The following is an 11,609-nucleotide window of genomic DNA, read 5'->3' on the forward strand; positions in this document are numbered from 1 at the left end:
ATAGCGGCAGTTTTTTCTTGTGGGGATTGCTGAGTAATCAATGGTTTGTCCAGTGATAGGCTCGATTGGTACAGTAATTGCAGTTATTCACCCACAAGTGATTTTTAGTCACAAGGGAGGCAATGGTTCGCCTCCCTTGTGTTTGCAGTACCGACCTCTGCGGGTGCAGAAGTGGGTAATAATAAAAGAGTAAAGGTTGATGATGAAGAAAACTCTATTGGCAGTGGCACTTCTAAGTGCTTCTTCTGCAGCAATGGCAGATTCATGGATTTATGGTGGTGCTTCTGTAGGTCAGTCTGACTACAAAGGTGAGACTGACACGTCTTACTCTGTACACGTAGGTACAGGTATTCTGCCAATTATCGGTATCGAAGCGGGTGTTACTCAACACGGTGAATTCAAGATCGCTGGTCAAGAAACTAAACTGACTTCTTACTACGCTGCGCTTAAACCAAGCATCGACTTCGGTCCTCTGCATGTTTACGCGAAAGGCGGTATCCACCAGTGGGATAAGAAAGTTTCTGGCGGCAAAGACGACGATGATGTGGATCTAATGTACGGTGTAGGTGCGGAATACTTCATTTTTGGCCCTATGTCTGTTGGCGCAAGCTACATGAACTACACAGCGGGTAAAGACGACATCGGTACGTTCTCTGTAAACGCGACGCTGCACTTCCTATAATCATCGAGCCTCTCGAAGATTTATTTGATAAACACCGGCAACGCGCCGGTGTTTTTTTGTCTGTAAATCACACAAATAGACATTGAACAGAAATTATTCATTTCTTGTTCTTAAAACCTGCCACTTTTTGAATATAGTATTTACCTAGATACATAAGGAACGCGATGCAGTTCGCGTGATGTTCCGTTCAGGAATCGAACAGGAAAGGTATAACTATGAAAACAAAACTCTCGTTATTGGCTTTGGCGCTATGCTCAACATCTGCACTTGCTGACTCTTGGCTTTATGCTGGTGGTCAAATTGGTCAATCAGACATCGATAGCGAAAACGACACCACTTATGGCATTCATGTTGGTACGGGGATCTTGCCGCTGATTGGTATTGAAGTGGGCTATTTCAACCATGGCCAAGTGGATTTAAATCTTGCTGGCAACCGAGGTGAGGTGGATTTCTCTTCCTTCTACTTAGCCGCAAAGCCAAGTATCGATTTTGGTCCACTGCACGTTTACGCGAAGGGTGGTATTAACGCGTTTAACGTCGAATACAATGGAAACCTGAGTAGCTTGGACAAAGACGATGGCGTGTCCTACATGTACGGTGTTGGCGCGGAATACTTCTTGTTAGACAACATTTCTGTCGGTGCAAGTTATCAAGCGTTTGGTGTTGATATCGATGGGGACAGCGATACAGTAAGTAGCATCACAGGTAACGTGACGTTCCACTTCTTATAATATGGCTTCAGACAGAGTCGTTGGAATCGTAAGATTTCGTTTGATTTGAATATGAACAATGAGAAAAGCCCGCCGTTATTTTGAATAAAGTAACGGCGGGCTTTTTGTTTAGTCCTGAATCGGATTAGGTCGGCACTGTATGTTGGTGAGAGGGACAAACTTGTCGTCTTTCTCGTAATAAACGCCGCATTCCTCTTCACGAAGTTGCAATGTGTATTGATCGGGCAATTCGGTTTCTGCGCCGTTCAATGGCATGTTGTAACTCTCCATCAATTGCCCAGAAACAATCAACAAATGTGAGTTTGTTTCGAAGGTATTGGACGCAATTTTTGGCGGCACTTGGTTGCCTTGAATTGTCGTGATTGCTTGTTGGATCTCAGTCACTGTGTCTGCAGACGTTTTAATGCTTAGTGCATTGACTGCATCATCGCTGTGACCTGAAGAAGAGCAACCCATTAGCATCACGCTGATACCCGCTCCGGTAATTATTGCTTTTGTTTTAGTTAATTTTGACATGAATAGCCTCTTGTCGAAGTGGATCAATCCCTTTATCAAGTGGAGTGCCACCTAGCATAGGCATCGCTCTTGGAGCTGCCGCCACAGCAGGCGCAGGAGGACAAGTTCCTGTGTTCATGTAGTTTAGCGCTGCAGACAGCATGCCTTCAGAGCTGTTACCCAATGGCTTGGTCAAGTCATCTGCTACAACACAGCCTTCCACTTTGTCATCTATACCAATATTAGACGATACTAGACTTTTTGCTGTCGGTGTAAAGCCATCAGCGAAATCACCAAAGCCTTTTGCGTTAGAAGACTTGAACTGAATGGTGTAGTACATGTTGCCGCAGTTTTGCTCTGGCGAGAAGCCGTATGGCTTACCTGTTGTCGTGGTACCAATTTGAACCACTTCAACATCAATACCACGAAGACCGTTGATGAGAAGTTCACTTGAAGACGCCGTATTGTCAGTAGTCAGAACGTAAACGCGTTTCGCACTTAATGTTGGTAGGGCAATGTCAGTCAAGATACCTTTACCCCAATCAATTTCAGTATCGACAAAGTTATAAACGTTATTTTCTACCTTGCCAGAGTTCATGATCTTGTCGTTGTAAATCAACTCAGCGAAGGTGGCATTAGGGTGTGTGCCTGCCAACATGTAGCCGACCTGCGCAGACTGCCAAACTAAACCACCACCGTTGTAGCGTAAATCCATCACGATCTCTTCAACGTTTGCTGCCGACAGCTGATTAAACGCATCAATAAGTGGCTGTTGCGCAGTCACTTCAAAAGCGTTGTATTGCATGTAGCCGACTTTTGTTCCGTTGTTGTCGATGACTTTTACATTGCGTACTGGGCTTGTTGCGACATCTGCCGATGTCAGAGTCACCACCTTCGGAGCACCATCAACGGTTTCGAACGTGAAGGTGTAGTTTTGACCTAATGTAGGGGAGAAAAGCGTATTATTGATGAAATCAATCTCAGAGCTTGAAGATGTGTTCACAACATCAACATCATTGATTTTCAGTAGCTTGTCGCCACGAGCAACGCCATTTGAAGATGCTGGAGAGTTATCTTCTGTGTAAGAAATGATGATTTCTCGTGGCTCATAGCTTTGAACGAATTTCCAGTTGAAGCCGAAACCAGCAACAAGACCCGCTTGTTGTGATTTCATGTAATCGTCGTAAGAGCGAGTGAAGTGGAATCGGTCTTTATATTGGCCAGAAGCCGTTCTTTCTGTGGTCACCAGCGAATCAAAATAAGCCGCAACGGTAGGGAAGTAGTTTGGATTGATATCAGGGATTTCGTTATACCAAAGATAGGTTTCATTACTGAAGGCACGTAAGAACATTTTCTCGTGAAGCGTTGAGCCTGCCTTGTCTGGGTAATCTTTCCCGGTGTATGGGTCAATACCTGTTCTAGCGATGCTACATTGGTTTGCATAACTGCTTGCTGGCGAGGAGAAGTCTCCTGAAGTCCAACTCACGTTATTACTTGTTGCAGAGCTAGTGCTGTCTCCACCGCAACCTAGCAATGCAATAGGGAGGGCGGTTAATAACGCTGCTTGTTTATACTTCAACATAATGTGTCCTTACATCTATGATGTCTATAACCTTAGTTGGTTTTGATTGAGCTGTATAAGCAACTTGAATGTATAAACTTCCAACCTAATTGTGCAAGATGTGGGCGTTTAGAGTGTGAACGATCGTCACATTAAAGTGTAAACTATAGCTACGTCTTAAATTTAAAAGCATCGATAAAATAATGGCTTATATTGATAGTGTTGGAGTTATAAGAGTTGAATAAACGAAAGCTAATACACTTGGTATTCTTGGCCTCTGAATACCAAGTGGCGTGCTGAAGTTCAACAGTTAAGACATTCGATTGAGCTGTGTTTGGTATTTCTTTTTAAGTGCTTCATTACCTGCTGCGCCTTCAAGTTCAACCATTAAACGAAGCGAAGGTTTTTTGACCCCATACATTTGGTTAAAGCGCATTAAGCGAATACGAGCATCGGTGTAGTTTCCGCTGTCGATCTCTAGCTTAGCTAACTGAAGGATAGACTTAGGACGGTGAGGGTCATGATCAATAGCGCGAGTAAAGTAGTACTTCGCTTTATCTTTATTGTTTGATTTCAGGGCGCAGAATCCGGCATTTTCGTAGCTGGCAGGGATCAGGTAATAGTATGGTTGCTCAATCGCTCGATTAAACATCTTGTCAGCTTGTTTGTATTCGCCTTGCTTGCACAGGAAGGTGCCGTAGTTGTTGAGCACGTTACCGTTCTTTGAATTCTGTCTTAGAGAACGTTTATACATGTCTTCTGCTTTAGTATCTTCTCCAACGGTTTCGTAATAATGGGCCATTGAGAGCTGAGCTCGGTAATAGCTTGGCGCGTGGGTGAGGGCTTGCTGGAGATTGTCGTGCGCTCTGATCATGCTACCGCTTTCCAAGTAACCTAAGCCTAGAGCGATTCGAGACTCTGCCATTGAGACAGGATCTGCTTTGACGACAGGGCTGTTGCCTTCTTCATTAACGGTCACACACCCCACCAAGCCTAATTGACTTGCTAATACCAACGTACTGAGTTTTCCAAACTTCATATCCATGCCCCACATCCCTGATTCACAAAGCATGATATGAATTCCGATGCAAAAGCCTAACGAGGATAAAACACTATGCGATCAGGTTGGCAAACTGACGTAAAAAAGCCGCCAGTTGGCGGCTTGGTTCACACTCTAAATTCAGGCAGTTAGTCGTCTTTAGTGAAAGCGTCTTCGCTGAAATGATCCAGATCGTACGGCGTTTGTTGGTAAACGCAATAGTTCAACCAGTTAGAGAACAACAAGTGTCCATGGCTGCGCCAACTCGCGCAAGGTTGATTGTCTGGGTTGTTGTTCGGGTAGTAATTGATTGGAATGGCAGGTTCCATCCCTTCGCCCAAATCTCGAATGTATTCATTATGGAGTGTGTGAGAGTCATACTCTGGGTGACCAGTGACAAACACATTACGCTTGTCTTTCGTGGTTGCTAGATAAACACCCGCGACATCGGACGTTGCGAGAATATCGAGGTCCGTATGTTCTTCTAAAAACTCCGGCGAGAAATCTGCATAACGAGAATGTGGCGCTAAGAACGTATCATCGAAACCACGTAAAAGAGGGTGGTACTGATGGTGGATAGAGTGATGGTACACGCCTGATAGCTTTTCTTTACGTGTTTTCTTTGGCAGGTTGTATAGAAGCTTCAACCCCGCTTGTGCAGCCCAGCACACATAAAGTGTGGACGTTACGTGATCTTTTGCCCACTCCATAATGGTCTTTAAGTGATCCCAATAAATCACATCTTCAAATTGGACCAAACCTAATGGAGCACCAGTAATGATAAGGCCATCGAAGTTCTTGCCTTTTACCATTTCAAATTGACGATAAAATGTGTCCAGGTGTTCCGTTGGTGTGTTCTTACTTGGGCGATTATCGATTCGTAACAGCTCCACGTTCACTTGAAGCGGGCTATTAGAAAGTAGGCGAAGAAACTGAGTTTCTGTCTCAATCTTCTTTGGCATCAAATTGAGAATAAGCACTCGCAATGGACGGATTTCCTGACTTGCCGCTCGACTTTCGCTCATCACAAAGATGTTCTCTGTCCTTAATACATCGCTAGCGGGTAACTGATCTGGAATTCTAATTGGCACGGCTTTCTCTCCCTAAGCTTGACTTTTTAGACGTCTATACTTCTAAAGCTAACGTAATTACTTACGGATGTCGATATGAAATGTGACATAAACGCGAAAAAAGCCCAGCGGATGCTGAGCTCTTCTTTGCTTATTGTTGTACTCAATGAATTTATACGATTTGTTTGCTATGCCAGTTGGTCATTACCTTCGATCAAGTCATGATTACTGATTGAACCTGTGGTTCTAGCTTGTAGGTGAGGCACATACTCTGGATCATTCATAAAGTCGAGTGCTACTTGGCGAGAAGGCCATTCGATGATGATGCGAAGTGCCTGAGCTTCACCATTGCCTTCTTGTCGTTTGTGCACGTTAGCCGATGAAATTTAGCTTAATGCAGTCTGGTCATTTCGATAAGATAGAGCGGAATCGAAACACTTTTTAAATCCCATTGAAAATCCAAATCGATTCAGGGTTATTGCTCAATTGGTATGAATTGTCGACTCAAACTGACTCTCTACAATTGTGATAGCGGCAAGATTTCTGAGTACATTTTTGTGTAACGAATACGGTAGCGTTTGAAGATAATTATGAGATCGAGTTAGTATAAATTTTGAGCCTTAATACCAATAAAGACACTAATTGGCTCGCCAGCACGTACCTAAATACGTTGTATGGAAAATCATCGTTAGTGGAGGACATTATGTTCGGTATGTTTAAAAGAAAAGAGACCATTCAGAGCATTGCACATCAAGTTCCTAACGTATTGCTTAGGGAGTTTGGCGATAAAGACGTTTATCTGCCAGACGAAGTCGACAAAGCGTTGACCGAACTTGGGCACGATAAGTTGGAAGACATGATGCGTTATCAATACGCTTACGGTATGTTTACCAGTTTGGCGAGCTATGAGCAGTTAGGTTTAACTGAGGAGCTTGGTAATTACGGCCACTTCCAGCGTGAGGTTGGCAAAATGCTTCTCAACACACCAGAACCGATTGATATGCATATCTACTTTGAGCTTTCACAGCAGCATCACTTTAACCATGCCAAAGCGGATGTTGGCAATGAAGCGACTGTGGTCGATAGTGCAGATGGTGGCTATTAATAGTGGCAGAAAGGGTATTCCAAATTCACTTTCTCGCTGACTTCCCCCATGAGTCTGATCTTATTGCACAATGGTACTTTGATGAGTGGGCTTATACTGTTCCTGGTGTGACGCCCGCTCAAGTTCACGAGAAGGTTTTACTCAAAGCCAATAGCCGCCATGCATTTCCACTTTCATTTGTGGTTCATGATGAAAACAATGACCTTGTAGCAGTCGCTGAACTCAAGATCCGAGAGAACATTCATTTCCCTGAGTATGAGCACTGGTTAGGTGGGGTCTACGTTGATGCGTCATCACGCGGTAAAGGTTATGCTGCTGCGCTGGTTGCTCGTGCACAAAATCACGTGTTTCAACGTGGTATTCCCAAACTGTTTCTGCAATGCGAGCCGCATAATGAAGCTTTGTATCTGAAATACGGTTTCCGTCCTCTGCATAACGCTTCACACAACGGAGTCCAGACCATCATTATGGTTTGGGAGTCATCCGAGCTAAGTACTTGATATCTTTCATCCCCCCACGTTAGTGCAATTTAAATCGCCATTAGCGAAAAGATAACAGGTTATAGGTAACTATGTGCATATTTTGGCATTGGTCAAAAATGTGCCACTTTCTCCGTCGTTTTTATTCAACTTGTTCAATAATTATTTGGAGTCGGATGTTGAGTTTTGGAATGGAGATCACGGAGAGGGATATACTAAAGTGGCTAGGTGCACTCACGCTCACTGGGTTATCAGCGTGCAGTTTATCTGATGATATCTACATGGAAGGGCGAACACTTTGCTTTAATGGCGAAATCACTGCGGAGAGGGTGCGAGAGGCTATCGAGCTTGCCAACGTTCAACCGCATGGTGTTGTTGCCTTGATGATAGACAGCGACTCTGGCGAATATCGATCAGCGATGGAACTAGGACGTTGGGTTTACAATAATTAGGTTCATTTAATCGTCAATGGAACGTGAGCTTCTGCTTGTGCGAACTATGTTCTAACAGCGGCACCGAGTACTTTGGTTATGAAAGGCTCGGAAGTGCTTTGGTTTTGGTGGCGCGATGCAAGATGAATGGGACACCGATGGCTTTGATCAACAAGAACTCGAATAATGGCATCAATCCTCAAGTTTATGGCGTCAGCATGAAGAAGCCTTTTTTGCGCTGGTGGCGGTAAATCCAAAGATCACTATGTTTGGACACTTGAATAAACGTGAAAAATTACATAAAGCAGGTTGTGATACCAGCAACGCAGCTTGGATGTATCACATTGATGATATGCAAAAGTTGGGGTGGACAATATCGTGTATGCGGACCCAGATTCGTTACTCACAGCCAGAAATGACGCGTCTGCCTGCGTGATCAATTTAGAAAAGACCGACTTCTAACTGCGATTATTACGCTGGTGTAAATGTGAGTTGCATCACTTTTTATAGCGTGCCAGCGGATTTTGATTATAATGCGCCGCTCAGAGATTCGATATGTCATCGAGTTCAGGTTAATTGAGCGTTGTTTGCCTTATGTTCAAAATGCTTGTTTCTATGCCTCCACTGGTTGCGCTGTCTATTGCTATCGTGTGTGAGGTGATTGCGACTTCTTCTATTCCTAAGACAGAACAGTTTACTAAATTAATGCCGAGCACCGTGGTTATCATCGGTTATGGTATCGCTTTCTTCCTACTGTCTGTAACCGTAAAAAGCATGCCAGTTGGTATTGTATATGCGATCTGGAGCGGGGCGGGGATTGTACTTGTGGCCGCTGTCGGTTACTTCCTATACGGACAAAAACTCGACCTTGCTGCGCTCGTTGGTATTGGTTTCATTCTTACTGGCGTTATGATTGTGAACTTGCTGTCTAAGACCGTCGGTCACTAATCCATAGATTTACCAACAAAAAGCCGCGAATAGTTCGCGGCTTTTTGCTATCTGAAGAAACACTTTTTTGATATCTAAAGAAACAATGATGCGATTAATTCGCCATCGCCTCAATCAATTGGCCCTCTCGGCGACGCTTACGGTTACGGTACATCACCGCTGCAATCGCCGGCAAACTGAAGGTGATAAAGCCAAGGATCAAAGCAGATGCGCCTGTTTGTGCACTAATACCAGCTGGGACATCGAATGAAACGAAGATGGTCACCAGACAGCTAACCAAGCCTAGCGTCGTCACCAACATCATACCGAACTTGCCACCAGGTACGCGGAACGGGCGTTCAATATCGGCGTGTTTGCGGCGTGACACCAAGAAGCTAACGAAGATACAGATGTACATCACCATGTAGAGTTGAGTCATCAGAATATTCAACAGCCACATGCCTTGGTTCACATTTGGTACCAAGATGAACACCAAAGAAAGCACACTTACAATTGCGCCTTGCAGCAACAGAAGTGGAACTGGCGCTTGGTTTTTGTTTTCTTTTGATAATGTCAGTGGCATGAAATGGTCTTTCGCTGCGACATGTAAGCTCTTAGTTGGTGCAATGATCCAGTTATTCAGGCTCGCTAAGCTACCAAACACAATCGCGAGTGCGATAACTGGCAGCATGAATGACATGTTCAAATCATCAAAGAACGCTTTAAACGCCAGAATAACCCCTTCACTTAGGCTTGAATGATCGCTCGATACTACTGAAGAGATGGAAAGCGAACACGCGGTTAGAGAAACCAGAATCAGCACGGTTGAGGCAATCAGAGCCTTAGGGTAAGTCTTTTGCGGGTTATCGACTTCACTCGCGTAAGAGGTGGTGATCTCAAGCCCTGTTAGAGAAAGCACAACCGCGGTAAAGCCAGCACCAATGCCATCTTGTGAGAAATCAGGTAACCAGTCAGATGCATGACGAAGTGAGATATGCGATTCACTCGGGTTGGTGTAGGCCCAGTAGCCGCCTAAGCCGATGATCAGCAGGATAGGGAAGATAAGTCCAAGTGTACCGAACACATTGGTAATGAGCGAAGATAAGCGCAGACCGAAGATGTTCACCAACGTCAGCGCCCAGAAAATCACGTTAATCATGATCAACATGAAGATGTTGTTCTGGGCTAGTTCAGGGAAGAAAGGATACGCACCGGTTGCGACGATAAACGATATAAGAGGTGGGTAGTACACGATGTTCTCGGCATACTGATACCACACGGTCGCAAAACCAAAGTTTGGACCTAACGTCTCTTTACCCCATAAATACACACCGCCTTGTTGCGGATAAGTGGTACTCAATTCTGCACAAACTAATGCGGTTGGAACGAAGAAGCAAAGACCAGCCAATAGAAAGAAAGAGATGGCGTGACTACCAAATAAGGCGGCACCCGGAATGTTCCTTATACTGTCGACGGACGTAACCGTAATCATGATGACAGAAAAGACACTGAGTTTGACGGCGGATTTGGCGATATTGCTCATTCGATACCTTTAATGATTGAGCCACGAGTCTCGGACGGAGAACCCGCGTGCTACAAGTAAGACGGGCGTATTGTAGGGCTGCACGAATCTGCCGGTATATAGCCAAAAATGGTATGTATTTACTCAAAAATGAACCGAAATCTCAGTGGTTTAATCGTAATCAATTTAAACGTTTGCTCTGGTCAAAAAACGCAATATTGCGTTAAAAAATGCATATTAAGAAATGTGTTTATAGCGAATTATTTATTACCAGAATCCTAGAAATTTGGTCGAAATACGCCATTGTTTGACTCTGACCGTGGGGGAAGGTCTAGATTGAGAGCGGTTAGAGTGATTTAGAAAGTGGAGAAAACCATGGGATGTTGTAATCAAGCGCCAAAAGGCGGCACCGGAAAACTATCTTATTTGCTGGGATTGGTGGCGGTGTTATTTGTCGGGATCCTAGTATTGGCCGCAGTTTTTGGTTAATAGATCAGTATTAAAAAAACACGCCCGAGAGCGTGTTTTTTGTGTCTGTCATTGGGTGCTAAAAACGGGTGTTAGCTAACCCAATACCAAAGAAGATAAACAGCCCACCACTCACGTAGTTCAGCCACTTACTGGTTTGGGAAGAAGTGAGCAGTGCTTTCACTTTGTTGGCAAAGAAGATCACAAACAGAAACCAACTCGCGACGATGCTTGCCTGTAGCGCACCCAACATCATGCTTTGCTCCAGAATGTGTTCAGGTTGCACAAACTGAGGGAAGATTGATAGGTAAAACAATACGATTTTTGGGTTCAGTAGATTGGTCAGTAATCCTTTCGCAAAGGCCTGTTTCAGCGTCTGCTCTTCTATCTTGCGGTCGAGCTTTAGCTTTTGGTCAGCTAGCTTAAGGCCGCTTTTCAAGTTATTGATTCCCAACCATACCAAGTAAGCGACCCCCATCCACTTTAAAATATTAAATGCTAACGCGGACTGAGAAAGCAGCAGGCTTAAACCTTTCGCCGATACAAACGCATGGATCAGAAAGCCTAGCGCCACGCCAAGGATATTGGCTATCGCGAAGCGGCGACTCTGCGTCAGTGCGGTAAACAAAATCAGCAAAGCGTTAGGGCCGGGTATCACGGCGAGAAAGAAAACGATGCCGCCAAACGCCAACAAGGTATCGAAGTTCATACTTGTTCCAATTAAAGAGAGTGTCTATAGCTATTATGGCGAGACTTTACACCCGCATGTGTTGAAAAACAAACGATTAGAGTGCGATGTCATCCTCAGTTTTGACCGGATAAAAACGCTTCGATATAAGACTTTTTCTCTCTTATAAAATCGATAAACAATTGCGGCTTCTGCGGTAAGTGTTTTCTGTCCTGATATAGCAAGAGCAAGAACAAGTTAGAAATTTAACCATAAGAGACAGCACGATTGGTAGGCTTTGCAAACGTTGCAGCGTTCTCTTTTGAATCCTCAGTTCGCCACAAGACACCATCAACGCCAAGAAGAGTGAGTCCGTTCCAGTTTGGTAAATTAGCCTGCTTAAACCAATGACTCTGGGTACACTCAAAAAGA

At 44.3% G+C, this 11,609-nt stretch carries 11 protein-coding genes and 3 pseudogenes; 6 read left to right on the top strand and 8 right to left on the bottom strand.

The genetic code is table 11. The features are described from left to right. Positions 1–202: 202 nt before the first annotated feature. Both QTO06_RS17850 and QTO06_RS17855 read left to right on the top strand, forming a co-directional pair. Entirely contained in the window at positions 203–682 is a 480-nt protein-coding gene (locus tag QTO06_RS17850) for an outer membrane beta-barrel protein (protein ID WP_010648533.1), read from the top strand. A gap of 215 nt (positions 683–897) precedes the next feature. After that, a complete protein-coding gene (locus QTO06_RS17855) occupies positions 898–1,413 on the top strand; it encodes an outer membrane beta-barrel protein (protein WP_331409187.1) in 516 nt (171 codons plus the stop codon). A gap of 108 nt (positions 1,414–1,521) precedes the next feature. On the opposite strand, the gene QTO06_RS17860 is transcribed toward QTO06_RS17855, so the two are convergent. The 5 genes and pseudogenes from QTO06_RS17860 to QTO06_RS17880 form a co-directional block, all read right to left on the bottom strand. After that, complete coding sequence (locus QTO06_RS17860) at positions 1,522–1,929, bottom strand: hypothetical protein (RefSeq protein WP_331409188.1); 408 nt, start codon at positions 1,927–1,929, stop codon at positions 1,522–1,524. After that, the gene (locus QTO06_RS17865) at positions 1,913–3,490 is read right to left on the bottom strand and encodes a S41 family peptidase (protein ID WP_331409189.1); all 1,578 of its coding nucleotides are present in this window, start codon (positions 3,488–3,490) and stop codon (positions 1,913–1,915) included. Before QTO06_RS17865 ends, QTO06_RS17860 begins: the two co-directional genes overlap by 17 nt. Before the next feature lie 289 nt (positions 3,491–3,779). Then, positions 3,780–4,508: a type IV pilus biogenesis/stability protein PilW gene (gene pilW / locus QTO06_RS17870; RefSeq protein WP_331409198.1), complete on the bottom strand. Its 729-nt coding sequence runs from the start codon at positions 4,506–4,508 to the stop codon at positions 3,780–3,782. 149 nt (positions 4,509–4,657) lie between these two features. Further along, positions 4,658–5,599: a homoserine O-acetyltransferase MetA gene (gene metA, locus QTO06_RS17875; protein ID WP_331409190.1), complete on the bottom strand. Its 942-nt coding sequence runs from the start codon at positions 5,597–5,599 to the stop codon at positions 4,658–4,660. Positions 5,600–5,766: 167 nt separating this feature from the next. After that, a pseudogene (locus tag QTO06_RS17880) lies at positions 5,767–5,946 on the bottom strand (DUF1330 domain-containing protein); the annotation flags it as partial. A gap of 335 nt (positions 5,947–6,281) precedes the next feature. Here QTO06_RS17880 and QTO06_RS17885 point away from each other — a divergent pair. The 4 genes and pseudogenes from QTO06_RS17885 (at position 6,282) to QTO06_RS17900 (ending at position 8,541) form a co-directional block, all read left to right on the top strand. Next, positions 6,282–6,683: a hypothetical protein gene (locus tag QTO06_RS17885; protein WP_331409192.1), complete on the top strand. Its 402-nt coding sequence runs from the start codon at positions 6,282–6,284 to the stop codon at positions 6,681–6,683. Positions 6,684–6,685: 2 nt separating this feature from the next. Then, the gene (locus tag QTO06_RS17890) at positions 6,686–7,183 is read left to right on the top strand and encodes a GNAT family N-acetyltransferase (RefSeq protein WP_331409194.1); all 498 of its coding nucleotides are present in this window, start codon (positions 6,686–6,688) and stop codon (positions 7,181–7,183) included. 155 nt (positions 7,184–7,338) lie between these two features. Further along, positions 7,339–8,055, top strand: a pseudogene (locus QTO06_RS17895) (hypothetical protein). Between the two features lie 153 nt (positions 8,056–8,208). Further along, complete coding sequence (locus QTO06_RS17900; protein ID WP_005442747.1) at positions 8,209–8,541, top strand: DMT family transporter; 333 nt, start codon at positions 8,209–8,211, stop codon at positions 8,539–8,541. Positions 8,542–8,635: 94 nt separating this feature from the next. Here the strand turns inward: QTO06_RS17900 and QTO06_RS17905 are convergent, their stop codons facing one another. The 3 genes and pseudogenes from QTO06_RS17905 to QTO06_RS17915 all read right to left on the bottom strand — a co-directional run. After that, positions 8,636–10,063, bottom strand: coding sequence for an APC family permease (locus tag QTO06_RS17905; protein ID WP_331409195.1), 1,428 nt, complete (start codon positions 10,061–10,063; stop codon positions 8,636–8,638). 526 nt (positions 10,064–10,589) lie between these two features. Further along, positions 10,590–11,219 carry a LysE family translocator gene (locus QTO06_RS17910; protein ID WP_331409197.1) on the bottom strand — a complete coding sequence of 210 codons (630 nt, stop codon included), beginning with the start codon at positions 11,217–11,219 and terminating at the stop codon, positions 10,590–10,592. Positions 11,220–11,473: 254 nt separating this feature from the next. Continuing rightward, positions 11,474–11,609: pseudogene (locus tag QTO06_RS17915) on the bottom strand (IS4 family transposase); the annotation flags it as partial.

The organism is Vibrio sp. M260121 (assembly GCF_036533715.1).
Lineage (GTDB): Bacteria > Pseudomonadota > Gammaproteobacteria > Enterobacterales > Vibrionaceae > Vibrio.

Bases quoted from the DNA above. Each gene is read 5' to 3' on its own strand.
- pilW (WP_331409198.1), bottom strand. From the start codon at position 4,508: ATGAAGTTTGGAAAACTCAGTACGTTGGTATTAGCAAGTCAATTAGGC.
- QTO06_RS17900 (WP_005442747.1), top strand. From the start codon at position 8,209: ATGCCTCCACTGGTTGCGCTGTCTATTGCTATCGTGTGTGAGGTGATT.
- QTO06_RS17860 (WP_331409188.1), bottom strand. From the start codon at position 1,929: ATGTCAAAATTAACTAAAACAAAAGCAATAATTACCGGAGCGGGTATC.
- QTO06_RS17865 (WP_331409189.1), bottom strand. From the start codon at position 3,490: ATGTTGAAGTATAAACAAGCAGCGTTATTAACCGCCCTCCCTATTGCA.
- QTO06_RS17850 (WP_010648533.1), top strand. From the start codon at position 203: ATGAAGAAAACTCTATTGGCAGTGGCACTTCTAAGTGCTTCTTCTGCA.
- QTO06_RS17905 (WP_331409195.1), bottom strand. From the start codon at position 10,063: ATGAGCAATATCGCCAAATCCGCCGTCAAACTCAGTGTCTTTTCTGTC.
- QTO06_RS17910 (WP_331409197.1), bottom strand. From the start codon at position 11,219: ATGAACTTCGATACCTTGTTGGCGTTTGGCGGCATCGTTTTCTTTCTC.
- QTO06_RS17855 (WP_331409187.1), top strand. From the start codon at position 898: ATGAAAACAAAACTCTCGTTATTGGCTTTGGCGCTATGCTCAACATCT.
- QTO06_RS17885 (WP_331409192.1), top strand. From the start codon at position 6,282: ATGTTCGGTATGTTTAAAAGAAAAGAGACCATTCAGAGCATTGCACAT.